Source organism: Flavobacterium sediminis (assembly GCF_003148385.1).
Taxonomy (GTDB): domain Bacteria; phylum Bacteroidota; class Bacteroidia; order Flavobacteriales; family Flavobacteriaceae; genus Flavobacterium; species Flavobacterium sediminis.
In genome coordinates, this window is sequence record NZ_CP029463.1 from 1431032 (window position 1) to 1456854 (window position 25823).

Below are 25823 nucleotides of genomic sequence, written 5' to 3' on the forward strand. Positions count from 1 at the left end.
AATCTAAACAAAAAAAATATCAATCTCTCTTTATATCGATAATTGGCAATTGTTCGTTAGAAATTATAGAATTACTTGTCCCTATCGATGGGTTACTTTTTACAATATTATTATTTTCATTGATCTTATTGAAAGATTTTTTTGTAGCTACTGATAATAAAGCATATAATACTACTAATCCGAATAAAATGGTTGTATTTTTCATTTCTATATATTTTCTTAAATTAATCAATCTTTTTTAGGTAAAGTTACTATAGGATTTGTATCCGAATCACCAACTGCTGATGTAGTTGCTACTGTATCCTGAGTTGTTGTTTGTGAATCACGGTCAGCTAATGAATAATCAAAATCATCAACGATAATTTCTTTGTTATTCACATCTTGTTGAATCTCTAAATCATCAGCCGTACATGAAACTGCAATTAGGCTTAACGTTGAAATTGCCAAAATAAAGGTTAATTTTTTCATAATTTTTACTTTTAAAGGTTAATGCTTACTTTTGTTTGTTTTTTTAATATTTTTTTTACAAAAACATATAATCTATTGATTATCAAATGTTTTTACCAAAAGTAAGAAGCTAAAAAATTCTGACCATCCAGTTTTTCTGTATATTTTGTTAAAATTTTATTATGAAGAAATTTGTTATCGGCGACATCCACGGAGGGCTAAAAGCCTTGCAGCAGACCATTTTAAGTGCTCCTGTTACAACTAATGACACCTTGATCTTTTTGGGAGACTATGTAGATGGATGGAGCGAATCTCCGGGTGTCTTGGATTTTTTAATAGAAATTCAGGCTTCTCAAAATTGTATTTTCATAAAAGGTAATCATGACGACCTGCTTCTGAATTACCTTAAAACGGGACAATATAAAGACGAGTGGTTCATTCATGGCGGGGCATCTACAATAAATGCCTATCAAAAAGTTTCCTCTGAACAAAAACAAAAACATATTGAATTCCTCGAAAATTTAAACGATTACCATCTGGATGGTCAAAACAGACTTTTTATTCATGCAGGTTTTACTAATATACGGGGAATTCATGCAGAATTCTACAAACCTATGTTCTATTGGGACAGAACTCTTTGGGAGGCTGCTTTGGCTTTAGACCCATCCATCCCGATTGAAAGTGATCTATATCCTAACCGATTAAAGCTATACCGTGAAATTTTCATAGGGCATACTCCTGTTACCCGTATTTCCAAAGAAACTCCGGTTAATGCCGCTTGTGTATGGAACGTAGATACAGGTGCTGCTTTTAAAGGCAGGTTAACGCTCATGGATATCGATACTAAAGAATTCTGGCAAAGTGATCCTTTACCGCAATTGTATCCGACAGAAAAAGGCCGTAATTAATTCAAATTTCTATCTTTGCTCCTTCAAACTTTATTAAAAATGAAAAAAATAGTATTTTTTACATTATTCTTTTGCGGATTAATGAATGCTCAGGTTTTCAAAGGAGAAGGAGATCAAAAGTTTCAGGTAGGTGCCAATCTCCAAGAACATGGAAGTGGCATTATATTAATGTATGATTACGGATTGGGAAAAAACTTTTCCATTGGTGGTGTTTCAAGTTACCTGTTAGGAGTAGATAAAATTTCAGGAGAAAAACCCGATTTCAAAGATCGTTTTGATCTTAAAGCGCGTTTTAATGCTAATATTGCTGATGTCTTCGGGCTTGAAGATCATTTTGATTTTTATCCCGGATTGGATTTAGGTTTAAAAAACTTCGGCGGACACGTTGGTGCACGTTATTTTTTCACTGATGGTTTCGGCCTTTATAGTGAGATCCAGTTCCCTATTGCAAAATACGATTCAAATGTTGTAGGGTTTGAAAAATACAACAATCAGTTTAACTTCTCAATCGGAATGAGTTTTAATCTATAAATAGAAAATGAGCGTTATTGAAAAAAAATTAAAGGACAGAAGCGGCTCTAAATGTGAAATTAGCGGCGCAGAACATGATTTAATCGTTTACACTTTACCTCCGTATACTTCAGAAAGTCTTGAGCATTCGGTTTTAATTGCTAAAAATTTAGCCGAACAAATTGACAATCCGGAAATTATGAATGAAATAGACTGGAGAGGACTAAGCGAAAGTATGTGGAGTGAATTTTTACCGGTTCAGGTACTTTCTTGGCGAATGCTGGCCCGCTTAAAGAATCATGATCTATTAGACATGATGTACCTTGACGAAGAAGCCTTGGAATGGGCCAAAGCAACAGGTGAAGGCGAAGATGAAGAAGGCAAGATCGTGCACAAAGACAGTAATGGAAACATTCTTCAAGATGGTGATTCAGTAGTTTTGATTAAAGATCTGGATGTAAAAGGGGCTAATTTTACAGCTAAACGCGGTGCTCCGGTTCACAACATCAAATTGGTTTGGGATAACGCCGAGCAAATTGAAGGACGGGTAGAAGGGCAACATATTGTAATTTTAACGCAATATGTAAAGAAAACAAAATAAAAAAAAGCTCAGTTAGAGCTTAAAAACAAATAAAAATCCCTGTTCATGAAAATTGAACAGGGATTTTTTATTCTTTAATTTGATCTTACAAATCAAATTTAATCCCTTGCGCCAAAGGCAAATCAGTGGTATAGTTAATTGTATTTGTCTGACGTCTCATATATACTTTCCAAGCATCTGATCCTGATTCACGTCCGCCTCCGGTTTCTTTCTCTCCTCCGAAAGCACCTCCGATTTCCGCACCTGATGTTCCGATATTTACATTAGCAATACCACAATCAGAACCGGCATGTGACAAGAATTTTTCTGCTTCGCGTAAATTATTAGTCATAATTGCAGATGATAAGCCCTGAGCTACTCCGTTTTGGATATCAATAGCATTTTCAACATCTCCGCTATATTTCAACAAGTATAATACCGGAGCAAACGTTTCATGTTGCACGATCTCAAATTCATTTTTAGCTTCAGCTATAGCCGGTTTCACATAACATCCGCTTTCAAAACCATCTCCTGATAATACTCCGCCTTCTACCAAAACAGTTCCTCCTTCAGCAACTACTTTTTCTAAAGCATTATTATACATTTCAACAGCATGTTTATCAATAAGCGGTCCAACGTGATTATTCTGATCTAACGGATTACCGATGCGCAATTGTCCATATGCAGAAACGACTGCATCTTTTACTTTATCATAAATACTTTCGTGGATAATTAAACGGCGAGTAGAAGTACAACGTTGCCCTGCCGTTCCTACTGCTCCGAAAACTGCTCCGATTACCGTCATTTTGATATCTGCATCGGGAGTTACAATAATAGCATTGTTACCTCCTAATTCCAGTAAAGATCTTCCTAAACGTCCGGCAACTTCTTGTGCTACGATTTTTCCCATACGGGTAGAACCTGTTGCAGAAACTAACGGCACTCTTTTATCTTGAGTCATGAACTCTCCTACTTTGTAATCTCCGTTAATCAAACAAGAAATTCCTTCCGGTAAGTTATTTTCTTTTAAAACCTCAGCAATTATATTTTGACATGCAATACCGCACAAAGGGGTTTTTTCAGAGGGTTTCCAAACACAAACATCACCGCAAATCCAGGCTAAAGCCGTATTCCATGACCAAACTGCAACCGGAAAGTTAAAGGCAGAAATAATCCCAACTACTCCAAGAGGATGGTACTGATCATACATTCTATGTCCGAAACGTTCTGAATGTAATGTTGATCCGTTTAACTGACGGGATAAACCAACAGCAAAATCACAGATATCGATCATCTCCTGAACTTCACCCAAACCTTCCTGATATGATTTTCCCATTTCATAAGAAACCAATTTACCAAGCGGTTCTTTGTATTGTCTTAATTTCTCTCCGAATTGGCGAACGATCTCACCTCTTTTTGGAGCCGGCATTAATCGGAATGTTTTAAAAGCTTCCGTTGCAGCCTGCATTACCTGTTCGTAGTCTTCTCTTGTAGTAGCAGTAACCGATGCAATCAATTGTCCGTCTACCGGAGAATAACTATCTATTTTCTCACCGTTAGAAAACCATTGGTTCCCAGTTGATGTTCCTTGGTTCACCTCTTTAATACCTAACAATCCTAAGGCTTCTTTCATCCCGAATTGTTCAGCAACTGATGATAGTGTTATTGTCGACATTTTTTAACTTTTTTATGGTTGTTTTGTTATATTTTTCACAAATATACACTTTTTTACGGAAGAAAAAATGAACAAATAGTTAATTAAAAAATCACAACATTTTGAAATATAACTACTTAACAAATTTAGGATCCGTTTCCATTGTATGTCCACACTTCTTACAGGTTCTTAAGTCTTCTGATTGATAAAAATGTTTAAAATGTGGTAAAAAATCTTTTTCAATATCATGTAGTTCAAAATAAACTTCATGTAATTTATGATTGCAATTGTCACAAAACCACAATAGACCATCGTTATACCCTTTCCCTGCTCTTTTCCTTTCAATAACTAAACCTATCGAACCTTCTGTTCTCGCCGGGGAATGAGGAACTTTAGCCGGATGCAGATACATATCCCCTGCCGAAAGTTTCATCGCTTTCTTTTTTCCGTCTTCCTGAACAAAAACGGTAATCTCACCTTCTAATTGGTAAAACAATTCTTCCGTTTCATTGTAATGGTAATCCTTTCTTGCATTGGGACCACCTACTATCATTACTATATAATCATCTGAATCTACATATAGGTTTTTATTAGATACCGGAGGTTGTAACAAATGTTTGTTCTCTTCAACCCATTTTTGAAGATTAAAAGGTTTTGCTATTGCCATGATTTTTTATTTGTAAAGTTACGAAAAAAGAAAAGGTTGGCACTCGCCAACCTTTTCAAAATTATAATCTTAATTCGTTTATTTTGCTTGTTTAATCAAATAGATATAAACGGCAAAGTGGTCACTGAAACCAGGCACACCATTTGAATTTCTTCTCGGATAACCTTTATATCTGCCATCTGATTGTATCAGATAAGGTTTTATAAATCTTCCTGCTTTCCAATACGTCCATGTATTGAAATTTTTAGTTTCGTATTTGCTTTTTCGAACTAAAGGTTCAGAAAGCATAATTTGGTCAAATAAATTCCAAGCATCTCTATAGCCTAAAGTCCCCTCTCCGTTCTTATACATTTTCTCCATAGGGTTGTACATACCATAAGGTTCAATATCTTCCTTATTAGAAACTGTACCTATTTCTTTTTTAACGCTTTTATTAACCGGATCATCATTTAAGTCACCCATTGTAATGATATTGGCATTCGGATTGATCTTGTATAGAGAATCGATTATTTTTCTATTCAATTTACCGGCTTCTTCACGATAAGGACTACTTCTTTTTTCACCTCCCGAACGAGATGGCCAGTGATTTACGATAAAACTGATTTCTTCGCCATCTAGTAAACCTGTTACTAATAATTGATCACGAGTATATACTCTTTTTGACTTTTCATCAGTTTGTTCCTGATCTTCGTCTTCTACTGTTTCTTCTTTTGCTTTTTTCCCTTTTTTAGCATCCAGCATATCAGAATAGATCATTAAAGGAATATTAGTATAACTAACCGGCTTAAAGTATTTTGGCTGGTACAATAATGCCACATCAATTCCTCTTTTATCCGGTGAGTCAAAATGAATAATACTATATCCTAAATTTTTAATTCTCGGTTGGTTTACCAGATCTTCTAAAACTCTTCTGTTCTCAATTTCACTACATCCTATTACTACCGGAGGGTTCTTTTGAACATCACTAATTCCTAATTCAGAGATTACACGAGCTAAATTATCCAATTTTTTTTTGTAATTTTCAGACGTCCAGCCATTTGCCGGAGTATATTCTTCATCATAATTTACAGGATCCTTGATGGTGTCGAACAGATTCTCAAAATTATAAAAAGCAACAGTGTGAATCTTGAATTGTTTGTCTTGTGAAGTTGCATTCTGTATTGCGAAAAAAGCAAAGAATAGGACAAAAACGTGTTTAATTTTCATAAAACGAATGTTATATTACTGTCAAGTTTATTACAAATTAGGTGCCAAAGGTAAATAATATTATTAAAAATTATACATTTGTGGGCTGTTAAGTTTTAATTGCTTAACGTTTAAATTATTATTAATTTTAAATTTGTTTATGAAGAAACTTGTATTGAGTACCTTGTTTGTACTACAAGCCATTTTCGTTTTTGCCCAGCAAAAACCTGCCTTGAGGGGTAAAGTAGTGGATTCGAAAAGCTTAAAACCGCTACAGAATGTAGCTGCAACTATTCAGAGCACAAATGTTTCAGTTGTGACAGATGTTGATGGGACTTTTGAATTTGAAACTTTACCAAACGATGAACCTGTGTTGGTAATTTCTTACACAGGATATGTGTCACAAACCTTAATTCTTGAACCAACTAAAGGTGAAACTCTTGAATTAGGTGAAATTTTATTAGAAGAAGATATTACTTCTGAGCAACAATTGAGTTTAGTAACCATTACTGAAAATGACTTGGGTGATGAAAATACAGGTTCTGAAAGTACTTCAGGACTTTTACAGGCATCCAGAGATACATACCAGCAAGCTGCTGCTTTTAACTGGGGTATGGCTCGTTTCAGAATAAGAGGTTTAGATAATGCTTATGGTACTACCATGATTAATGGTATTTCCATGAATAAATTATATGACGGAAGACCGCAGTGGAGTAACTGGGGTGGTTTAAATGATGCTACTCGTAACCAAGAGTTCACAATGGGTTCAGGCCCTTCTGATTATACTTTCGGTGGTATCTTAGGAACACAAGAAATCAATACTCGTGCTTCACATTACAGAACAGGAACCAGAATTTCCCTATCAGGAACTAATACAAACTACAGTTGGAGAACTATGGGAACACATGCTTCCGGCTTTAACAAAAAAGGATGGGCTTTTGTAGTTTCCGCTTCAAGAAGATGGGCTAAAGAAGGTTTCTTTGAAGGAACCGATTATAGTGCAAATTCACTATTTGCTTCTGTTGAAAAGAAATTCAATGATAAACACAGTTTAAATTTCACTTCTATTTATGCTGAGAACAGTAGAGGAAAAACATCCCCTAACACTAAAGAAGTTAATGATTTAATGGGTGTTACTTACAATTCTTACTGGGGATGGCAAAACGGAGAGAAACGAAATTCAAGAGATAAAGACATCGCTGAACCAATCAATATGCTATCTCACTATTGGAAAATAAGTGAAAAAACTTCATTAAACACTAATGTTGCTTACCAAACCGGTAAAATAGGTAATAGTAGAATTGATTATCAAAATGCTAACAATCCTGACCCTACTTATTACGGGTATATGCCGAATTACTACTATAATCAATCTGATTTAGAAGGTGCAGCTATTGCATTGGATCATTTTTACCAAAATCCTCAAATTAATTGGAATGCAATGTATATTGCAAACCAAAACTCAGCTGATGTAGGTAGAAGTGTTTATGCTTTATATGAAGACCGAACTGATGATACACAATGGAGTGCAAACTCAATCTTAAACTCAAGTTTATCTGATAATATCAGTTTAAATGCTGCTGTTAACTTTAAACATTTAAAATCTCACAATTTCCAAAACTTATTAGATCTTTTAGGAGGTCAATATTTCTTAGACATTGATCCTTTTTATTCTGGTGACACTTCTCAATCTGATTTGAATAACCCGAATCGTCAAGTAGTTGAAGGAGATACATACGGCTACAATTATAATTTATTTGCTACCGTAATTGACGGATTTACTCAATTCAAATTCAATTATAGAAAATTCAACTTCTATTTAGCGCAATCTTTCTCCAGAACAGAATATCAAAGAGAAGGTTTGTATAAAAACGGCATCTACGCTGACAACTCTTACGGAAAAAGCGACAAAGTTACTTATGAGAACTTCGGTTTTAAAGGTGGTCTGACTTATAAAATTAACGGAAGACACATGCTTGATTTCAACGGTTCATATATGACTAAAGCACCGATCATGCGTAATGTTTTTTCAAATGCTCGTTTAAACAATACTATTACGCCTAATTTATCCGACGAAAATATTGTTGCCGCAGATGCAAGTTATATTATCAAAGCGCCTAAATTCAAAGGTCGTTTAACCGGATTCTATAATAAAATCCAAAACAGTACCGAAATATCTTTCTATTATGCTGAAAGCATCGGTGATGCAGGTGGTGATAGTGACTCTTTCGTTAGTGAAATCGTTACTGGTTTAGACAAACAAGCTATAGGTGGAGAATTAGGTCTTGAATACCAAATTACTTCAACAATAAAAGCAATGGGATCTGCTTCTTACGGACAATACATTTATTCTAACAATGCACATTTGGTAACAAATGACGATGGTAGAGCTGCTGATGGTCTGAATGCTTTAAAAGACTTCGGAACAGTGTATATTAAAGATTACCGTCAACCAGGTATGCCTCAACAAGCTTATTCAATCGGTTTAGAATATCGTGATCCTCATTTCTGGTGGGTTAGTGCAAACGTAAACTATTTAGCGGACAATTATATTGATGTTGCAAGTATCTTGAGAACTGATAACTTTACCATTGATCCTTCTACTGGCGTTAACTATGACGGTGCTACTGAAAGTTCAGTAAGAGACTTATTAAAACAAGAAAAATTCGACAACTTTACATTAGTTAATTTAACTGGTGGTAAATCTTGGAGAATCAGTAAGAAAAACAGAAACACTTTCGGTTTCTTTGCTTCTATCAACAACTTGTTTGATGTTGAATATAAAACCGGAGGTTTTGAACAATCAAGAAAGGCTACTTATCCTGATTTAGCCGCAGATCAGGCTAACGGAACACCTTCTTTTGGCTCTAAGTACTTCTATGGATACGGAAGAACTTATTTTGTTAATTTCTACATTAACTTCTAAAAAATTGCTTTATGAAAAAATTAATTAAAACAATATTTACAACAGCTTTGGTTCTTTCTTTAGTTAGCTGTGTTAACGATGACGATGCTGCTATTCCTACTATGAAAGTTCCTTTTTATAGTGAGACTTTTAACGACGCTTCTAATCTTGATAACTGGAGCAATGTTTCAATAAACGGAGGTGATTTATGGCATAGTTCTTCTTACGGAGGTGAAACGTTTGTTCAACTCTCAGCTTATGGAAGCGGTGAGGCTAATATGGACGCATGGTTAATCAGTCCTGCTATAAATCTGGATACTACAGAAAACGAAGCCTTTTCTTTTAAATACCTTACCGGGTACTATAATGGTCAGGCAGTTTCTGTTTGGGTATCTACAGATTATGATGGCAGTAATACGGCAGAAGGAATAACAAATGCAACATGGACTGATATGAATGTTGAACTACCTGTATATACTACAAGTGGTTATTCAAGTGATTTCTCTCTAACTGATCCGGTTGATATCTCTGGATTTAATGGTGATATCTATATTGCTTTCCGTTATCAGGGAGGAAGCAGCAGTGGTGTAACAACTACTTACGAAATTGACAATCTTAATGTTTATGAAAATAAATAAGCTATGAAAAATATAAAATTATTATTAACATTAACAACATTTGCAGCTTTAACAAGTTGTGTAAATGGTGATGACTACGGTACACCGGATTTGTCATCTGAATGTGTTTCTGAAACCCCGACTAAACAAGTTTCAGATATCACAAGTATTGCAGCCACAGATAACCCGACACAATATATGGCTGATGATGTAATTGAGGCTTATGTAACTTCAAGTGATGAAGGAGGTAATTTTTATAAAACTATCTCTTTAGTCTCAACAGATGCAGTTAACAACTCTAATAGTAGCATCGGTTTTACAATTCCGATTAATGCTTATAACTTGTACACTAAATTTGAACCCGGTCGAAAAGTATATGTTCACTTAAAAGATTTATACTACTCATATACAGGATTAACAGATTCTTATGAGATTGGTGAATTATATGTTGACCCTACTTATGGTAACGAAATCGGTAGAATTTCTGCTGTTAAATACGAAAATGTTATTTTAAGAGGATGTGATAAAGTAGATGAGGATGAATTAGTAAACCATATCACTATTGATCAGGTAGATGATTCCTATATGCATAAATTAATTGAATTTGAAAACGTTCAATTTGCAGATGGATCTTTGGGAACTACTTACTTTGATCCTACTAATACTGCCGGTACAGGTACTAATCATTCTATTACTGATATGAATGGAAACACAATTGATTTAAGAGCTAGTGAATATGCTTCATTTGCTTCTGATCCGATTCCAAGCGGAAGTGGAAAAATAAGAGGTGTTTTAACTAAATATAATGGTAGCTACCAATTTATGATCAGAACACTACACGATGTTCAACTAAATGATGACCGTTTTGATGTTGACTTCTACCCGCCGATTGTCGGAAGTTCTTTAGCATTCAACGGTTCTTTATTTGAAAACTTTGAATCTTATGCTACTTATGAAAACGAATTCCCTCCATATATTAATGATGCTGCGGTAGGTAGCAGATATTGGCAAGTACGATTATTTAGCGGAAACAGATATATTCAAGCAACATCTTTCGGAGGAAATGAGGACAATAGAACTTTATTTATTGTTCCTGTAGACATGACATCAGCCAGTACATTCTCTTTTAGAACAAATGATGGTTATGATAATGGATCTGTTCTGAAAGTATATTATTCGTTAGATTATATTGCCGGCGGATTGATTACTGACGCTACTTTAGTAGATATTACTTCTAATTTCACTATTTCTTCAGGTCACTCAAGCGGATACGGTACATTTATCGACAGTGGGGTTTATAATATCCCATCCGGTATCACAGGAAATGGTTATTTTATATTTGAATACGTTGGTAACGGAGCTTCAGGGCCTACAACAACTATGCAAATCGACAATATTACAATAAACTAATTGTAAAACGTTTATTTAAAAAAGTCCCGCAAATGCGGGACTTTTTTTATTGTAAATAATTGTATTTTTGTACTATCAAGAAAAGACTATGTTAGAAAAAGAAAATCACGTATTTGAGAAAACAGTTGTGGTAGGGATCATCACACAAAACCAAGATGAAGATAAACTTAATGAATATCTTGATGAATTGGAATTTTTGACCTTTACTGCCGGTGGTGAAGTCGTAAAACGTTTTTCTCAAAAGATGGACAAACCGAATCCTAAAACTTTTGTAGGAGCCGGAAAGTTAGATGAGATCAAATATTACATTAAAGATAACGATGTTTCAACTGTAATCTTTGACGATGAACTCTCTCCGTCGCAACAGAAAAATATCAATCGTGAATTAGGAGATGACTGTAAAGTATTGGACAGAACGAACCTCATCTTGGATATTTTTGCGCAAAGAGCACAGACTTCTTATGCCAGAACACAGGTAGAATTGGCACAATACCAATATTTATTACCGCGATTAACCGGAATGTGGACCCACTTGGAACGCCAACGTGGAGGTATCGGTATGCGTGGTCCCGGTGAAACGGAAATTGAAACTGACCGTCGTATTGTACGAGATCGCATTGCCTTATTAAAAGAAAAGATCAAAACTATTGATAAGCAAATGGCCGTTCAGCGCGGCAATCGGGGCGCCTTGGTTCGTGTTGCTTTAGTAGGATATACCAATGTTGGTAAATCTACTCTTATGAATGCCATAGGAAAAAGCGAAGTTTTTGTCGAAAATAAACTCTTTGCCACTTTAGACACTACTGTAAGAAAGGTGGTCATTAAAAACCTTCCGTTCTTATTGAGTGATACCGTAGGTTTTATCCGAAAATTACCCACACAGTTAGTAGAATCCTTTAAAAGTACTCTGGACGAGGTTCGCGAAGCTGATCTATTATTACACGTTGTAGATATTTCTCATCCTGATTTTGAAGACCATATTGCTTCGGTAAATGAAATTCTAAAGGAAATAAAAAGTGACGACAAACCGACCATCATGGTCTTTAATAAAATTGATGCTTACAAGCCCGTTCATTTTGACGAAAACGACTTATCTATCGAAAAAACATCAAAACATTTCACTTTAGACGAATGGAAACAAACCTGGATGCACAAAATGGGTGAAAACAACGCACTGTTCATCTCTGCAACGAATAAACTTAATTTTGAGGAGTTCAGAGAAAAAGTATATGAAGCCGTTCGTGAAATCCATATTACGCGTTTTCCGTATAACAACTTTTTATATCCGGAATATAAAGAAGCAGAAGATACCGAATAAATAAAAAAAGACCTCAAAATTGAGGTCTTTTTTTATTTATAAGCATTCTTTCTATCAAAAACTAGCATTAACCCCTACACCAATAACTTGACGTGTCTGAAAGCCTCTAAATGCGTTATCATCATAAATAGTTTGAAAAGCAAAGTTCGTAGATAAGTACTTATTGATCTTCATTACTATATTCAATTGGTAATCTATATCAACATTTTGAGCGTCTTCCAAATAATTAGAATATAAGTTCAGAATATTCTCCACGGTAACATTTTCCATGATCGTGAACTTATAGTAAGCATTTAAGGCTGCACCCAATTCATAACGGATCGTTTTCCCTTGCTCTACACCGAAAGAAGAACCGAATTCTGTAAAATGATCATGAACTATCACAAGTTTAGAAGTAGCAGGAGCTATATTCACTTTCAGATTATCACTTTTTTTCCACAACATACCCGGACCGAATTGGAAATAAGCCGGCGAAAAGAAATGTGAGATTTTGATGGTTTGGTCGTCCGGGTCAAAACCGGAATCCATTTGTGTTTTGAAATTCAAAAAAGCAGAATAAAACCAATACCCTGACGCTTTTTTCCCTAACAAAGAGCTAAACTCGATCCGATCATCGGTTTTCTTAGTATCTTCTCCTTTGATCTTTGTCAAACCATAAGCAACGATCAATTTATTATCCCAGTTCCAGTCTCCGTTTTTATAATTGAAATCGTAATTAATATTTGTATTCCCTGCAAAGTTATTTTGACCACCGGCTAACCAATTGTTAAATGATGATTGATTGGCTAAAAGTGTAAAAACTCCCTTTCTTGTCCAGTGCTTTACTGAATCTGTTTCCGTTTGTTGAGCACTCATTCCAATAGTTACTAAACAAAATACCCATACCAGTTTTTTCATATCTCTATTTTAATATTTCGGCAAAGATAAGATTTCTTGCTAATTCAATAAAACACAAGCTTTAACTTACAAACCTACCTTGTTCTTTTATAAAGCGGAACTGCTGAACACGCCTCACCAAACATAATACTTCTGGCAAAAGGCATCAACTTCTGTATAGCTAACGTATAAACACTCTGAGGGACTTCTTTTTTGGAACACCCTTTTAAGATCACCGGTTTGTCCTGAAAAGGGGAATAATCTGTTTTAGCAAGTATATCTTTATACCACTCCTCAACAACCTGCTCTTTTGTACCGTGAATAACTTTAAGCACTATCGGTTTTAAATACACCGCTATTAAAGCAAATGTCCAAGCAGGTAAAATAGCATCAGTGGAACACGTTATCCCTACATATTTATCCTGATAAATTGACCAATCAAAATCTTTTAATTGCTGCCGAAACTCTTTTTCTTTTAGAATAAAACCTTCTAAAAGCCATTGGGAAATATCCAATTCCACCACATGTTCACCCGGAAAATAATCTTCCAGATCAAAAACTTCAAGTGAGCTTTCGGCTATTTTATTTACAATCTCTTCCATCTTTAAATCATTTTCAATTTATTAGCGCTATAATAAAATAACTTACAGCATTCCTAACTGAAGCTGGGCTTCTTCACTCATCAGATCCTTGCTCCATGGCGGGTCAAATGTGATCTCTACTTCACAAGACTTCACATGATCAATTGATTTTATCTTCTCTTCTACTTCCTGCGGCAAAGTTTCCGCAACAGGACAATTAGGCGAAGTCAAGGTCATTAATATCTTAACGTCATTATCCTCGTTAATCATTACGTCATAAACCAATCCTAACTCGTAGATATCAACCGGAATTTCCGGATCATAAATGGTCTTCAAAACGTTTACTACGTTTTCACCAAGGTTTATAGTATCATTAAACTCTTCCATAACAAAATTAATTTTTAATCTATAGTTTTTATTGTTTTCTTCTCATGTCTTTTTGCAAACAACCAGGCTCCTAATCCTAAAATAACATAAAGGACAATTATGAATGACATCTGCTCCCAATTATGGGTAAATTCATAGTATAAAATTAATATTCCGCCACATGCCAGCCCTAAAATAGCAGTACTTGTTGCAAAAGTTGAGGCTTTTGTCTTTTCTTTTATTTTATAATTAGCTATTGCCATCAATAAAGAGACTAATAAAAAAGTAATACTTCCGAATTCTAAAATCAATTCCAGCCCTCCGATCACAATTAAAAATGAAGCGGTCAGAGTCATGGCATAAATGGCATTTTTAGGAATACTGTCCTTTCTGATCGATAACCATTTCGGGAAATAACCATCTGTTGCAATAACAGCCACCTGACGAGACGAACCGAATACTGTTCCGCTTATAGCACTACTCGTTGCTAAGACAGCTCCTAATACCACGAGGTTAGAACCTAACTTCCCGATAGCATTCTTAGCCCCGATAGCTAAGGCATACTCTTTATTTTTAACAATTTCCTGTGGTGTTATAGAAAACAATGCGCCTGTAGCAATTACCAAATAAATAATTATCGCTAAAAAGATAGCCAGATAAATAGCTCTCGGTATATTTCTGTCCGGATCGGTCATTTCATTAACCGCATTGATGACCAATTGAAATCCTTCATACGAAACAAAGGTTACGGATGCCACAATTAATACTGAAAGCACTGTCGAATTTTTATAGTCAACAGCCATGTTTTGTAAGAACGTATTAAAATCAACTTCTCCGTATTGGATCAAAACAAAAGAAATGGCAACCAAAATAACTAACTTGGTATATACCATAATATCTTCAATTTTTCCCATTCCGTTAACACTCCAAACATTAATAAGAGTAAAAACACCTAAAATGAAGATTGCTGCCGCTTTTCGAGCCCAAATAACGTCTCCAAAACCGAAAGCACTCAAAGCATAAGACGAAAACGTGAATGAATACAATGCCAAAGTACTGATATACCCGAAAATAATAAACCAGCCTATGATGGAAGCGGAAAAGTGAGAATCAGGATACGTTCTTTTAAAAAAGGAATAGGTTGCTCCTTCATCTTTGTAATACAATCCCAACTTAACATACGAATAGGCTGCTAAGAGCGCTATCAAACCTCCTATAATTAAAGCTATCGGAGTTAAATTACCAATCATTGAAACGGATATCCCTAAAACTGTAAAGATACCACCACCTACCATACCGCCAAGTGCTATAGCGACCAGCTCTAATAATCCGAGGTCTTTATTTCTTTTTCTGATTACCGACATGCACTTATTAGTGTTTAGCCTGATAAGCCAGAGCGTACATTTTTATTTGCTTTATCATCGATACTAACCCATTAGCTCTTGTAGGTGAAAGGTGTTCCTTTAAACCTATTTCATCGATAAAGTCTGTATTGGCATCCAAGATCTCTTGGGGTGTATGTCCTGAAAAAGTACGTATCAGAATAGCAATGATCCCTTTGGTCAAAATGGCATCACTATCTGCTGTAAAAATAACTTTCCCATCCTCATCATCAGCATGCACCCAAACTTTGGACTGACAACCTTTAATACTATAATCGTCTGTTTTGTATTGTTCATCTATCAGAGGAAGTGATTTTCCCAACTCAATGATATATTCATAGCGTTGCATCCAATCGTCAAACATTGAAAACTCATCTACTATTTCTTCCTGTATTTCCTGAATGGTCATTTATTGTTCTTTTATATTATCAGCAACTTCAATTAACTTGTTCACTATTTTTTCTATAGCTTGTGGCGGAAAACCTCCATCAAACGCAGCAGATTCATATATTTTATCTCCGTCGATCACTCTTAAATTAGCAATCGGTGCTCCATCGTAAAATCTCTTTTGAGTTGGCGATTCTAGTGTAGCCAGACCTTCTTTATCTACTGTAGCATATAAACTTTGTAATTCCTCCCAATCCTTATCGCTTATAGGTGTTACTACAGCTTTTCCATTTCTTGTCGTAACAACTGAAACTTTTTGGTCTGTTACTGTGATCTTTTGATAAAAGCCTCTTGTAAAAGCTTCATATTCCAAAACAGGAATTGTTTGTTGTTTCATGATCTCTTGAGAAGTTATATTTTCCTTTTCTGTAACTGCCTTTTGGCAATTACAACCGGTTAAAGTCATTAAACCTAAAATAAATGTGGCCAAAGTTTTCATAATTCCTTAATTTTTAAGACAACATAACTTGCGCTTTTTGAACCGCTTCTACAAAGATATCAATTTCTTCTTTGGTATTATAGAACGCAAAACTGGCTCTTATTGTTCCCGGAATATTGAAATATTGCATGATCGGTTGGGCGCAATGATGTCCGGTTCGTACTGCTACCCCTAATTTATCTACAATCGTGCCAATATCATACGGATGGATTCCCTCTATATTAAATGAAATTACAGAAGCTTTATTTTTACCCGTTCCGTAAATTTTCAAACCTTCAATTTGCAGTAGTTTCTCAGTAGCATATTCTAATAACTCTTGCTCGTAAGACGCTATATTTTCAAAACCTATTGTATTAAGATAATCTAAAGCAGTACCTAAAACAATCCCTCCTGCAATATTAGGCGTTCCGGCTTCAAATTTATGTGGCAGATCAGCATAGGTCGTTTTTTCAAATGTTACCTCAGCAATCATTTCACCTCCTCCCTGATAAGGAGGCAATTTACGCAACCACTCTTCTTTACCGTATAAGGCGCCTACTCCTGTTGGCCCACATACTTTATGTCCCGAAAAAGCATAAAAATCGCAATCTAACTCCTGTACATCCGGTTTTAAATGTGGTGTTGCCTGTGCTCCGTCTATAAGAACTGCTGCCCCGACCTTGTGTGCTTTTTCAATGATCTCTTTGATCGGATTTACTGTTCCTAAGGCGTTTGAAATATGATTTACAGCAACAACTTTTACATTATCGGAAAGCTGTTTTTCAAATTCATCAAGGTTTAATTCTCCTTCATCATTCATTGTAATTACGACTAATTTTGCACCGGTACGTTCACAAAGCAATTGCCAAGGGACAATATTACTGTGATGCTCTAAATGTGAAACCATTACCTCATCACCCTCTTTTAGCAAAGCGGCAAAACCGTTGGCTACTAAATTGATCCCGAAAGTGGTTCCGGCAGTAAAAATGATCTCATAGGAATGTTTGGCATTCAAATGCTTCTGAATCGTGTTTCTGGACACTTCGTAGGCATCTGTTGCCAACTGGCTTAATGTATGTACTCCACGATGGATGTTAGCATTGATCTCTTTATAATATTTTTCAATAGCCTCAATAACTACTAAGGGTTTTTGGGCTGTAGCCGCATTGTCAAAATAGACTAAGGGTTTACCGTTTACCGTTTGGTTTAAAATAGGAAAATCGGCTCTTATTTTTTGAATGTCAATCATGTTGCAAATTTACAACTTGATTGTTTATAATAAGAATAAATAAAGGTTAAAATCGAATTAAAACTTCTCTCCGGCTCCTCCCCCACTAAATCCGCCACCGCCAAATTCCATTGAATTGGTTTGGTCCTCTGTTGGTGTAGCTACATTAACAAACGATAAAACTGCTTGAGCATTAAACAATAATGAATTGTCTAAATCTCTATCGGGCTTAAAAGTAACACCTTCAGTTTTATTCTTTAATTTTTGAATTATTAAATACGCTAACCCAAAAAGGAAAATACCACTAAATACCATTACAAATTCGATTGGAAGAATATTGTAATAATACCGTATGGAGAAAAACCCAAATACCAATGTTAATAATCCTGAGTATAAAACCAATTTGTCTTTCCATTTTATTCCCCAAAAGATATACAGTAAAGGAATAAAAAAAGTTAGTATATAAAAAACTATTGCAAACGGAACATCTGAAGCATTTGTAATAGTTAACTCCATCAACGATTCTGATAATTCTCGAACTACCAGATAATTCATAGACAAATAACCTAAAAGTAAACTAACTATTCGAATAGTATCAAAAGTCTTAAAATAAGGATATAAATTTTGATTTTTAATTAAATAACCTACAAAAAAATAAATAAAAACTGCCAATGCTAATCCGACAAATGACAAATAAAATTTAGGCATAAAATCGTGTTCAACAATACTATTGAAAAAAATACCAACCAATCCTATATATGCAATTAATGCCGAAATGGTATTGATAAATCGAATTGTAAAAAAAATACCTAAAACAACCATCGTTATTAATACAGATATAACTGATTCAGAAAGAATTCCTATTCCGATTAAAAAAGAAACTTGAGAGGAAAGAATAAATGCATCGTCTAGTCCATGACGGAAAAACTTCATTTTAACCAACACTTCCAAACCAATGTAAGCTACTATAGCATATAAAAAGAAAATAATTTGATAATCATGCGAAATAATTTGAAGTAAAACCACAGCAAAAGCACTAATTATACTTGAAAATAAAAAACTACCCAACAGAAAAAAACCAATTCGAAAGAAAATATTAGAATTAGATTTCAATTGGACTAATTGAGAACATATTGCTATTAATTGTTCTTTATTTAAAAATCTCTTTCTATATAACTTTTTCGCTTCTTCTGCTAAAAAATAATTCTCTATATTTAATTTATTGTATGCTTGCATTTTTTTTGGAATTAAATTGTTTTACTAATCGGATAAAAAAATAAATACTTGCAATAACATAAAACGGAGAAACAATAATTAACTGTTCATAAAAAGGATCAAAATTTATTAAAGTTAATATTTTCCCTCCCAAAACATTGAAGCTGAAATAGCTATACAATAACATAAAAGCGAAAACAGAAGTTGCTAAAACTTTATAACTGAATTGGTAAAAATAATATACAAAACCTATTAAAATAGGAATAAAGATAAACCAATGTTCTGAAAGTAAACCAGACAAAATACAAACACCTAACAAATGCAAAGCAAACGTGGCATATACAAAATAAAAATGGGCTTTTATCTTAGTTCTTAATGTATATTCCATCCAAACTAATAAAAAGATTCCTAAAACCAATCCGGAATACGTTAATTGTAAACTAGAATAAACTTCATTTTCAAACAAACTTTTTGGTGTTATTGTTATTCCAATAAAAGCGGCTAAACTGGTGATCGCAATGGAAAGTACAATTCTATTATCAAAATAATAAGCTACAAAAAAACAAAGTATTGCTGAAATCAAAGAAACATAAGCATACGATTCTCCAAAAATTTCATATTGGAAATTAATATATCCTAAAAAAATACAAGCAAGTAAACTACCCGTTAAAACTAAATAATCATAAAGTGGATTTTCGAATAAAACCTCATGGTTAGAATAGCCTTTCGCTTTTTTAAAACTAAAATAAAAACATACCAACATCAAAATAAAATTAGCCGAAAGTATCGCTAAATGTCCAATAGAGTCAATATTGTTATACACAATTACCCCTATTCCTGAAGTAAATAAAATCACTGAAAAGTAAATTACCAAAAGTAATTCGCTTCGTAACGAAAAAATGTTTTTCTTTTGATATTCAGCTATTTCTTCTAAATTATTATCATTCAAAAACTCTTTTTGATATAATTTTTGAAGCAAAATTTTCGAAAAATTTGATTTCCCCATGAATTAAAGTTTGAATAAAGGTATGGAAATTATAATTTAACATTACAAAAAGACCGCCCTAAAGGCGGTCTTTAAAATATATTATAATTTTTCTCTACAAATCAAATCCTAGATTAACACCTAATTTATTAGCAATGATCTTAGTAATTCTATGTTTCAAGTCCGGTAATTTAATACTCTCAATTACTTCATTTGAAAAAGCATACATCAACAATGCTCTGGCTTCCTTTTTAGGAATTCCGCGTTGTTGCATATAGAACATAGCGCTTTCATCTAACTGTCCGATAGTGCATCCGTGCGAACATTTTACATCATCTGCAAAAATCTCCAATTGTGGCTTAGCATTGATTGTGGCTTTATCGCTTAACAAGATATTATTGTTTTGCTGGAAAGCATCGGTTTTTTGGGCTTCTTTTTCCACATATATTTTCCCGTTAAAAACGCCTGTAGCACTATCACCGAAGATTCCTTTATAATTCTGATGACTTTCACAATTAGGCTGTGCATGTTGCACTAAAGTATAATGGTCAACGTGCTGTCTGTTACCAATGATTGTAATTCCTTTTAATGTAGAATCTATTCTTTCCCCTTGATGGTAAAAATTCAGGTTATTTCTTGTTATATTACCACCAAACGAAAATGTATGAACTGAAACTCTGCTCTCTTGTTTTTGAGCAATATAGGTGTTATCTATCAGGTTAGCTGTCTCTACATCATTTTGCAATTTATAATAATCACAGATCGCTCTCTTCTGTGCAAAAACTTCTGTAACACTATTTGTTAACACCGGATTTTCATTCAAGCTTTGATGACGTTCAATAATTTGAACATGGGCATTTTCACCAACGATCACTAAATTCCTTGGCTGCAACATTATGGCTGCTTCAGAACCTGTAGAAAAATGAACAATTTCAACCGGTTTATCTGCAATTTTTCCTTTCGGGATATTGATAAATGCACCTTCCTGAGCAAAAGCTGTATTTAATGTCGTTAAAGATTCTTCCTTACTGGCAACCTGATTGAAATAAGTATCCAGAATCAGTTTGTATTTAGGTTTGTTCAAAACGGAAGACAACAAACATACGTCGATTCCGTCATGTGTTGTTTGCGACAGAAAAGAACTGAACTTTCCGTCAATAAACACCAATTTATAAGTATCGATGTCGTGTAAAAAATATTTTTTTACATCTTTAAATTCGATTGCCGGTTCTGATTTTGGAAAAACACTGTAATCGTTCTTTAAAACAGCATTTAACGAAGTATATTTCCAGGCTTCTTCTTTTTTGGAAGGAAATCCTTTTGTTTCAAAGTTTTTTATAGCATGATTTCGTATATCATGAAGGGAAGAATGATCATCAAACTTCTCCTCAAAAGCAAGATAAGACGAAAGTAATTTTTCTTTTAAATCCATATTCTTTAGTTTACAGTTTACAGCAAATTAGTCTTACTAAGACTGTTTACTGAATTTCTGCTTTAATCCAATCGTATCCTTTTTCTTCCAGTTCAAGAGCAAGCTCTTTAGTTCCTGACTTCACAATTTTTCCATCCATTAATACATGAACAAAATCCGGAACAATATAATCCAGTAAACGTTGGTAGTGAGTAATTACAACTACTGCATTTTCAGGACTTTTTAATTTATTAACACCATTAGCAACAATACGCAAGGCATCAATATCCAATCCGGAATCCGTTTCGTCCAAAATAGCTACTTTAGGTTCCAACATGGCCATTTGAAAAATTTCATTACGCTTTTTCTCTCCACCTGAAAATCCTTCATTTAAAGAACGTGACAAGAATTTTTTATCCATTTCCAACAGCTCTGATTTTTCACGGATCTTTTTCAACATTTCATTTGCCGGCATTTCTTCCATACCTTTTGCTTTACGTCCTTCGTTTATAGCCGTTTTTATGAAGTTTGTAACAGAAACTCCCGGAATTTCAACCGGATATTGGAACGATAAGAAAATACCTTTGTGGGCTCTTTCTTCCGGAGCTAATTCAGAAATATCTTCACCATCAAGGATAATTTCTCCTTCCGTTACTTCATAATTCTCGTTTCCGGCAATAATAGAAGAAAGTGTAGACTTTCCGGCACCATTTGGTCCCATAATAGCATGAACCTCACCTGCTTTTACCTCTAAATCAATTCCTTTTAATATCTCTTTATCTTCTACAGAAGCGTGTAAATTTTTAATGCTTAACATTATTTATCTTTTTTGTAAAAAACTTATCTTTTTATTAATTGTATCTTCTTTTATATCAGCATTGTAATGCACATTTCCTAAATATTGCATTCCTAAATAATCAGCCGATTTTTTAAACGGCAGATAAAATGTGTCTTCAATTTCACTATCGTGTGAATTAGACAAAACAGCCATGCTTTTACCTCTTAATTTTCTTCCGGTTTCTTTCTCTATCCGAATCAAATCGGAAAACCGGTCAAAAAATACTTTCATAACACCACTCATCGTATACCAATATACAGGAGTAGCAAAAACCAAAACATCATAATGTTCTATAACTCTCTTTATCAAACTAAAGAAATCATCATTTTTGTTTTGGGCTTCGTAATCATAGTACGAAAACTCATAATCACTAAGGTTAACTACCTCAACATCATATTGTTCTTCAATAGCATCAACTATACGGGTTGTGTTCCCTTTTTTACGAGATGATCCTACAATGATTATAGCTTTATTCTTCATTTTATTACAGAAAGGGCATTAATTTTCAGGCTTTTTTTCCGGAAGAATTTCTAAAAAATAATAGACGATCTCCCCGATAATCCCCGTAAAAACAAAAAGTAAAACCCAAACCAACACTTTATTTCCTGTCTCTCTTTTATTTGATTTTGTCAAATGAATAATGTCAAAAACTTTAACTCCTATAGAGACAAACATTGTTATGATTATAATAACAAATGCACTTAAAAATCCGCTTAAAACATCTGCCGGCGGATTTTCCTGATCTTGGTTCTCAAAAGAAGGAATAGTATTTATAAAAAAACTAAAAAAGAAAATGAAATACGCTATCATCCCTATTACAGGAAGAAAGTGTAAAATTCCTATTAGTATTTTTTGATTTTTTGATAGATTCATTATTCAAGAACATTAATTTATCCTACGGAACCTTCTAATGAAATTTCTAATAATTTTTGCGCCTCTACAGCAAATTCCATCGGTAGTTTATTCAACACTTCTCTACTGAAACCATTCACAATAAGTGCAATAGCTTTTTCAGTAGGAATACCTCTTTGATTACAGTAAAACACTTGGTCTTCCCCTATCTTTGAAGTTGTGGCCTCATGCTCTATCTGTGCCGTTGAATTTTTACTTTCAATATAAGGAAACGTATGCGCTCCGCACTCATTTCCCATTAACAACGAATCACATTGCGAAAAGTTACGTGCATTTTCTGCTCTGGAGCTAACCTGTACCAACCCGCGATAACTATTTTGCGATTTTCCGGCAGAAATACCTTTTGAAATAATCGTAGATTTAGTATTGTTGCCCAAATGGATCATTTTTGTTCCTGTATCAGCTTGCTGAAAATTATTGGTCACTGCAATTGAGTAAAATTCTCCTACTGAATTGTCTCCTTTTAATATACAAGAAGGATATTTCCAGGTTACTGCCGAACCTGTTTCTACTTGTGTCCAGGAAATTTTAGCATTCTTCTCACACAAACCTCTCTTGGTAACAAAATTGTAAACTCCTCCTTTGCCTTCTTTGTTTCCTGGATACCAATTTTGAACTGTCGAATATTTTATTTCTGCGTCTTCCAACGCAATCAATTCTACAACTGCTGCATGCAATTGATTTTCATCGCGCATGGGTGCGGTACAACCTTCCAGATACGAAACATAACTACCTTCATCGGCAATTACCAATGTTCGCTCGAACTGACCGGTCCCTCCCTGATTAATACGGAAATAGGTCGATAACTCCATCGGACAACGAACGCCTTTAGGAATGTAACAAAAACTTCCGTCTGAGAATACTGCTGAATTTAATGCCGCATAGAAATTATCCGTTTTAGGTACGACTGTTCCTAAATATTTTTTTACTAATTCCGGGTGATTTTGAATCGCTTCGGAAATAGAACAGAAGATAATTCCTTTTTCTGCTAATGTTTTTTTGAAAGTCGTAGCTACTGAAACGGAATCCATTACAATATCTACAGCTACTCCGGCTAATTGTTTTTGCTCATCAATCGAAATACCTAATTTCTTGAATGTCTCCAATAATTCGGGATCAACCTCATCTAAACTCTGGTATTTATCCTTTTTCTTAGGTGCAGAATAATAGGACACCGACTGGAAATCCGGTTTTTCATAATGTACATTCGCCCATTCCGGCTCAGACATTTCATTCCAAACCCGAAACGCTTCCAAACGCCATTCTGTCATCCATTCCGGCTCGTTTTTCTTTTTCGAAATAGCACGAACAATTTCTTCATTCAAGCCCGCAGGAAAAGTCTCCGATTCTATATCGGTATAGAACCCGTACTCATATTCCTTTGAAGCCAGTTCTTCTTTTAAATGTTCTTCTGTATACTTACTCATAAAATTAAGTCTGATATAGACATATCTTATTTTTGTTTTTTAACTAAAGGGAGAAACTCTCTCCGCATCCACAAGTTCTGTTTGCATTAGGATTATTAAATACAAACCCCTTTCCGTTCAGACCTCCTGAATATTCCAATGTTGTACCTATCAAATACAAAAAACTTTTCTTGTCAACTAAAATCTTAACCCCATTGTCTTCAAACAACTTATCGTCATCTCTTTGAACGGAATCAAATTTCAACTCATAGGACAAACCACTACATCCGCCGCTTTTTACTCCTACACGAATAAAATCTTTAACGGCATCAAAACCATCTTCCTGCATTAATTCAATGGCTTTTTTCTTTGCAGAATCCGACACTTTTATCATACCTTAAATTGATTTTGTCTAAATTAACCGCAAAGATATGGTTTTTAACACTCATTTCATAGCTTATAACATTTTTATAACTTATGAATCTATAAGATTTCTTTATACAAAAAAGCAGGAAATCCTCCCCTTTTCCTTTATCATATCACAAAAAAATTAAACTTTATATTCTGCTTTTCTGAATTGTATTCAGTACTTTTAGCTTTTGAATGTTAATTTTATAAAAATCCCCTATAGCAAAATGAAAATTCATGCAATTGAAGCCGGCAATTTCAAATTAGACGGAGGAGCAATGTTCGGAGTTGTTCCCAAAACTATCTGGAACAAGACCAATCCGGCAGATCATAACAACCTGATTGATATAGCTGCCCGATGTATGCTGATTGAAGACGGTAATCGCTTAATTTTAATTGATACCGGAATGGGCAACAAGCAGTCGGATAAATTTTTCGGTTACTATTCTCTTTGGGGAGATTTTTCTCTGGAAAAATCTTTAAAAGAAAAAGGGTTTCACCCTGATGATATAACTGATGTTTTCATGACTCACCTGCATTTTGACCATTGTGGCGGAAGTGTAAACTGGAACAAAGACAGAACCGGATATGAAACTGCCTTTAAAAATGCTACGTACTGGAGCAATAAAGACCATTGGCAATGGGCAACTGTTCCTAATGTACGAGAAAAAGCATCTTTTTTAAAAGAAAATATCTTGCCTATGGAAGAGAGCGGACAACTTAAATTCATAGAAAAACCGGATGGAGATTATTTAGCTGAAAGCCCACTTGGATTCGGAATTCTCTTTGTAGATGGACATACCGAAAAGCAGATGTTGCCGCACCTTCAATACGAAGGCAAAACGTTAGTATTTTGTGCAGATTTATTAGCAACTGCCGGACACATTCCTATTCCTTACGTTATGGGATATGATACCCGTCCTTTACTAACCGTAGATGAAAAAGCGAAATTCATGAATAAAGCTGCTGACGAAGATTATTTATTATGGCTGGAACATGATGCACACAACCAGATCATAACTGTTCAACATACTGAAAAAGGGGTTCGCTTAAAAGAAGTTATGACTTGTGAAGAAGTCTTAAAATAGTGTTAATTGTGTAACAAATTAGAGTTTTTATATACGTATTACCCAATAATTAATGATTTAA

General features: G+C 34.5%; 28 protein-coding genes. 8 read left to right on the forward strand and 20 right to left on the reverse strand.

Translation table 11 applies throughout. The features are described 5' to 3' along the window. Positions 1–19: 19 nt before the first annotated feature. Both DI487_RS06590 and DI487_RS06595 read right to left on the reverse strand, forming a co-directional pair. Positions 20–205 carry a hypothetical protein gene (locus tag DI487_RS06590; RefSeq protein ID WP_146193384.1) on the reverse strand — a complete coding sequence of 62 codons (186 nt, stop codon included), beginning with the start codon at positions 203–205 and terminating at the stop codon, positions 20–22. A 23-nt stretch (positions 206–228) separates the two neighbouring features. Further along, complete coding sequence (locus tag DI487_RS06595; RefSeq protein ID WP_109568927.1) at positions 229–468, reverse strand: hypothetical protein; 240 nt, start codon at positions 466–468, stop codon at positions 229–231. Between the two features lie 161 nt (positions 469–629). Between DI487_RS06595 and DI487_RS06600 the strand changes: the two genes are divergently transcribed. Genes DI487_RS06600 through DI487_RS06610 form a run of 3 tightly spaced genes read left to right on the forward strand, consistent with a single transcriptional unit; the run spans position 630 to position 2466 of the window. Beyond that, a complete protein-coding gene (locus DI487_RS06600; RefSeq protein WP_109568928.1) occupies positions 630–1355 on the forward strand; it encodes a metallophosphoesterase in 726 nt (241 codons plus the stop codon). Between the two features lie 39 nt (positions 1356–1394). Next, the gene (locus DI487_RS06605; RefSeq protein WP_109568929.1) at positions 1395–1886 is read left to right on the forward strand and encodes a DUF6646 family protein; all 492 of its coding nucleotides are present in this window, start codon (positions 1395–1397) and stop codon (positions 1884–1886) included. A 7-nt stretch (positions 1887–1893) separates the two neighbouring features. Further along, positions 1894–2466, forward strand: a complete 573-nt coding sequence (locus tag DI487_RS06610; RefSeq protein WP_109568930.1) for a PhnA domain-containing protein — start codon at positions 1894–1896, stop codon at positions 2464–2466. Between the two features lie 85 nt (positions 2467–2551). Here the strand turns inward: DI487_RS06610 and amaB are convergent, their stop codons facing one another. The 3 genes from amaB to DI487_RS06625 form a co-directional block, all read right to left on the reverse strand. Continuing rightward, on the reverse strand, positions 2552–4120 hold the full coding sequence (amaB, locus tag DI487_RS06615; protein ID WP_109568931.1) for an L-piperidine-6-carboxylate dehydrogenase: 1569 nt from the start codon (positions 4118–4120) through the stop codon (positions 2552–2554). A gap of 112 nt (positions 4121–4232) precedes the next feature. Continuing rightward, the gene (locus tag DI487_RS06620) at positions 4233–4766 is read right to left on the reverse strand and encodes a 3-hydroxyanthranilate 3,4-dioxygenase (RefSeq protein ID WP_109568932.1); all 534 of its coding nucleotides are present in this window, start codon (positions 4764–4766) and stop codon (positions 4233–4235) included. Positions 4767–4844: 78 nt separating this feature from the next. Next, positions 4845–5972 (reverse strand): endonuclease/exonuclease/phosphatase family protein, encoded by a 1128-nt coding sequence (locus DI487_RS06625; protein WP_109568933.1) that lies wholly within the window; start codon positions 5970–5972, stop codon positions 4845–4847. A 139-nt stretch (positions 5973–6111) separates the two neighbouring features. Here DI487_RS06625 and DI487_RS06630 point away from each other — a divergent pair, with 139 nt between their 5' ends. The 4 genes from DI487_RS06630 to hflX all read left to right on the forward strand — a co-directional run bounded on the left by DI487_RS06630 (position 6112) and on the right by hflX (position 12201). Continuing rightward, on the forward strand, positions 6112–8877 hold the full coding sequence (locus tag DI487_RS06630; RefSeq protein ID WP_109568934.1) for a carboxypeptidase-like regulatory domain-containing protein: 2766 nt from the start codon (positions 6112–6114) through the stop codon (positions 8875–8877). 11 nt (positions 8878–8888) lie between these two features. Further along, positions 8889–9494, forward strand: coding sequence for a choice-of-anchor J domain-containing protein (locus tag DI487_RS06635; RefSeq protein ID WP_109568935.1), 606 nt, complete (start codon positions 8889–8891; stop codon positions 9492–9494). 3 nt (positions 9495–9497) lie between these two features. Then, the gene (locus DI487_RS06640; RefSeq protein WP_109568936.1) at positions 9498–10883 is read left to right on the forward strand and encodes a DUF5689 domain-containing protein; all 1386 of its coding nucleotides are present in this window, start codon (positions 9498–9500) and stop codon (positions 10881–10883) included. 88 nt (positions 10884–10971) lie between these two features. Continuing rightward, entirely contained in the window at positions 10972–12201 is a 1230-nt protein-coding gene (gene hflX, locus DI487_RS06645) for a GTPase HflX (RefSeq protein ID WP_109568937.1), read from the forward strand. 54 nt (positions 12202–12255) lie between these two features. Here the strand turns inward: hflX and DI487_RS06650 are convergent, their stop codons facing one another. The 15 genes from DI487_RS06650 to DI487_RS06720 all read right to left on the reverse strand — a co-directional run bounded on the left by DI487_RS06650 (position 12256) and on the right by DI487_RS06720 (position 24660). Further along, a complete protein-coding gene (locus DI487_RS06650) occupies positions 12256–13098 on the reverse strand; it encodes a DUF3078 domain-containing protein (protein WP_109568938.1) in 843 nt (280 codons plus the stop codon). A gap of 74 nt (positions 13099–13172) precedes the next feature. Continuing rightward, positions 13173–13679 (reverse strand): DUF2480 family protein, encoded by a 507-nt coding sequence (locus DI487_RS06655; RefSeq protein WP_109568939.1) that lies wholly within the window; start codon positions 13677–13679, stop codon positions 13173–13175. Positions 13680–13721: 42 nt separating this feature from the next. After that, the gene (locus tag DI487_RS06660; protein ID WP_109568940.1) at positions 13722–14045 is read right to left on the reverse strand and encodes an SUF system Fe-S cluster assembly protein; all 324 of its coding nucleotides are present in this window, start codon (positions 14043–14045) and stop codon (positions 13722–13724) included. 14 nt (positions 14046–14059) lie between these two features. Next, on the reverse strand, positions 14060–15388 hold the full coding sequence (locus DI487_RS06665; protein WP_109568941.1) for an APC family permease: 1329 nt from the start codon (positions 15386–15388) through the stop codon (positions 14060–14062). A 7-nt stretch (positions 15389–15395) separates the two neighbouring features. Further along, positions 15396–15815 carry a SufE family protein gene (locus tag DI487_RS06670; protein WP_109568942.1) on the reverse strand — a complete coding sequence of 140 codons (420 nt, stop codon included), beginning with the start codon at positions 15813–15815 and terminating at the stop codon, positions 15396–15398. Beyond that, positions 15816–16292 (reverse strand): hypothetical protein, encoded by a 477-nt coding sequence (locus DI487_RS06675; protein ID WP_109568943.1) that lies wholly within the window; start codon positions 16290–16292, stop codon positions 15816–15818. 13 nt (positions 16293–16305) lie between these two features. After that, the gene (locus tag DI487_RS06680; RefSeq protein ID WP_109568944.1) at positions 16306–17520 is read right to left on the reverse strand and encodes an aminotransferase class V-fold PLP-dependent enzyme; all 1215 of its coding nucleotides are present in this window, start codon (positions 17518–17520) and stop codon (positions 16306–16308) included. Between the two features lie 57 nt (positions 17521–17577). Beyond that, the gene (locus DI487_RS06685) at positions 17578–18735 is read right to left on the reverse strand and encodes a hypothetical protein (RefSeq protein WP_109568945.1); all 1158 of its coding nucleotides are present in this window, start codon (positions 18733–18735) and stop codon (positions 17578–17580) included. Next, positions 18719–19720, reverse strand: coding sequence for a DUF2157 domain-containing protein (locus tag DI487_RS06690; protein ID WP_109568946.1), 1002 nt, complete (start codon positions 19718–19720; stop codon positions 18719–18721). Before DI487_RS06690 ends, DI487_RS06685 begins: the two co-directional genes overlap by 17 nt. 94 nt (positions 19721–19814) lie before the next feature. Continuing rightward, a complete protein-coding gene (sufD, locus tag DI487_RS06695) occupies positions 19815–21131 on the reverse strand; it encodes a Fe-S cluster assembly protein SufD (protein WP_109568947.1) in 1317 nt (438 codons plus the stop codon). 46 nt (positions 21132–21177) lie between these two features. After that, positions 21178–21927 (reverse strand): Fe-S cluster assembly ATPase SufC, encoded by a 750-nt coding sequence (sufC, locus tag DI487_RS06700; protein ID WP_109568948.1) that lies wholly within the window; start codon positions 21925–21927, stop codon positions 21178–21180. 3 nt (positions 21928–21930) lie between these two features. Then, on the reverse strand, positions 21931–22428 hold the full coding sequence (locus DI487_RS06705; RefSeq protein WP_109568949.1) for a flavodoxin family protein: 498 nt from the start codon (positions 22426–22428) through the stop codon (positions 21931–21933). An 18-nt stretch (positions 22429–22446) separates the two neighbouring features. Then, positions 22447–22821, reverse strand: a complete 375-nt coding sequence (locus DI487_RS06710) for a hypothetical protein (RefSeq protein WP_146193386.1) — start codon at positions 22819–22821, stop codon at positions 22447–22449. A 17-nt stretch (positions 22822–22838) separates the two neighbouring features. Further along, positions 22839–24287 carry a Fe-S cluster assembly protein SufB gene (sufB, locus tag DI487_RS06715; protein ID WP_109568951.1) on the reverse strand — a complete coding sequence of 483 codons (1449 nt, stop codon included), beginning with the start codon at positions 24285–24287 and terminating at the stop codon, positions 22839–22841. 43 nt (positions 24288–24330) lie between these two features. Continuing rightward, complete coding sequence (locus DI487_RS06720) at positions 24331–24660, reverse strand: HesB/IscA family protein (protein ID WP_109568952.1); 330 nt, start codon at positions 24658–24660, stop codon at positions 24331–24333. Between the two features lie 241 nt (positions 24661–24901). Here DI487_RS06720 and DI487_RS06725 point away from each other — a divergent pair, with 241 nt between their 5' ends. After that, positions 24902–25762: an MBL fold metallo-hydrolase gene (locus DI487_RS06725; protein ID WP_109568953.1), complete on the forward strand. Its 861-nt coding sequence runs from the start codon at positions 24902–24904 to the stop codon at positions 25760–25762. The last annotated feature ends 61 nt before the right edge of the window (positions 25763–25823 follow it).

Excerpts from the sequence above, each read along its gene's own strand:
- DI487_RS06710 (WP_146193386.1), bottom strand. The coding sequence starts at position 22,821 with ATGAATCTATCAAAAAATCAAAAAATACTAATAGGAATTTTACACTTT.
- DI487_RS06705 (WP_109568949.1), bottom strand. The coding sequence starts at position 22,428 with ATGAAGAATAAAGCTATAATCATTGTAGGATCATCTCGTAAAAAAGGG.
- hflX (WP_109568937.1), top strand. The coding sequence starts at position 10,972 with ATGTTAGAAAAAGAAAATCACGTATTTGAGAAAACAGTTGTGGTAGGG.
- DI487_RS06635 (WP_109568935.1), top strand. The coding sequence starts at position 8,889 with ATGAAAAAATTAATTAAAACAATATTTACAACAGCTTTGGTTCTTTCT.
- amaB (WP_109568931.1), bottom strand. The coding sequence starts at position 4,120 with ATGTCGACAATAACACTATCATCAGTTGCTGAACAATTCGGGATGAAA.
- DI487_RS06630 (WP_109568934.1), top strand. The coding sequence starts at position 6,112 with ATGAAGAAACTTGTATTGAGTACCTTGTTTGTACTACAAGCCATTTTC.
- DI487_RS06650 (WP_109568938.1), bottom strand. The coding sequence starts at position 13,098 with ATGAAAAAACTGGTATGGGTATTTTGTTTAGTAACTATTGGAATGAGT.
- DI487_RS06620 (WP_109568932.1), bottom strand. The coding sequence starts at position 4,766 with ATGGCAATAGCAAAACCTTTTAATCTTCAAAAATGGGTTGAAGAGAAC.
- DI487_RS06625 (WP_109568933.1), bottom strand. The coding sequence starts at position 5,972 with ATGAAAATTAAACACGTTTTTGTCCTATTCTTTGCTTTTTTCGCAATA.
- DI487_RS06640 (WP_109568936.1), top strand. The coding sequence starts at position 9,498 with ATGAAAAATATAAAATTATTATTAACATTAACAACATTTGCAGCTTTA.
- DI487_RS06725 (WP_109568953.1), top strand. The coding sequence starts at position 24,902 with ATGAAAATTCATGCAATTGAAGCCGGCAATTTCAAATTAGACGGAGGA.
- DI487_RS06670 (WP_109568942.1), bottom strand. The coding sequence starts at position 15,815 with ATGACCATTCAGGAAATACAGGAAGAAATAGTAGATGAGTTTTCAATG.
- DI487_RS06595 (WP_109568927.1), bottom strand. The coding sequence starts at position 468 with ATGAAAAAATTAACCTTTATTTTGGCAATTTCAACGTTAAGCCTAATT.
- DI487_RS06600 (WP_109568928.1), top strand. The coding sequence starts at position 630 with ATGAAGAAATTTGTTATCGGCGACATCCACGGAGGGCTAAAAGCCTTG.
- sufD (WP_109568947.1), bottom strand. The coding sequence starts at position 21,131 with ATGGATTTAAAAGAAAAATTACTTTCGTCTTATCTTGCTTTTGAGGAG.
- DI487_RS06660 (WP_109568940.1), bottom strand. The coding sequence starts at position 14,045 with ATGGAAGAGTTTAATGATACTATAAACCTTGGTGAAAACGTAGTAAAC.
- DI487_RS06605 (WP_109568929.1), top strand. The coding sequence starts at position 1,395 with ATGAAAAAAATAGTATTTTTTACATTATTCTTTTGCGGATTAATGAAT.
- DI487_RS06590 (WP_146193384.1), bottom strand. The coding sequence starts at position 205 with ATGAAAAATACAACCATTTTATTCGGATTAGTAGTATTATATGCTTTA.
- DI487_RS06690 (WP_109568946.1), bottom strand. The coding sequence starts at position 19,720 with ATGGGGAAATCAAATTTTTCGAAAATTTTGCTTCAAAAATTATATCAA.
- DI487_RS06610 (WP_109568930.1), top strand. The coding sequence starts at position 1,894 with ATGAGCGTTATTGAAAAAAAATTAAAGGACAGAAGCGGCTCTAAATGT.
- sufB (WP_109568951.1), bottom strand. The coding sequence starts at position 24,287 with ATGAGTAAGTATACAGAAGAACATTTAAAAGAAGAACTGGCTTCAAAG.
- DI487_RS06665 (WP_109568941.1), bottom strand. The coding sequence starts at position 15,388 with ATGTCGGTAATCAGAAAAAGAAATAAAGACCTCGGATTATTAGAGCTG.
- DI487_RS06675 (WP_109568943.1), bottom strand. The coding sequence starts at position 16,292 with ATGAAAACTTTGGCCACATTTATTTTAGGTTTAATGACTTTAACCGGT.
- DI487_RS06685 (WP_109568945.1), bottom strand. The coding sequence starts at position 18,735 with ATGCAAGCATACAATAAATTAAATATAGAGAATTATTTTTTAGCAGAA.
- sufC (WP_109568948.1), bottom strand. The coding sequence starts at position 21,927 with ATGTTAAGCATTAAAAATTTACACGCTTCTGTAGAAGATAAAGAGATA.
- DI487_RS06720 (WP_109568952.1), bottom strand. The coding sequence starts at position 24,660 with ATGATAAAAGTGTCGGATTCTGCAAAGAAAAAAGCCATTGAATTAATG.
- DI487_RS06655 (WP_109568939.1), bottom strand. The coding sequence starts at position 13,679 with ATGGAAGAGATTGTAAATAAAATAGCCGAAAGCTCACTTGAAGTTTTT.
- DI487_RS06680 (WP_109568944.1), bottom strand. The coding sequence starts at position 17,520 with ATGATTGACATTCAAAAAATAAGAGCCGATTTTCCTATTTTAAACCAA.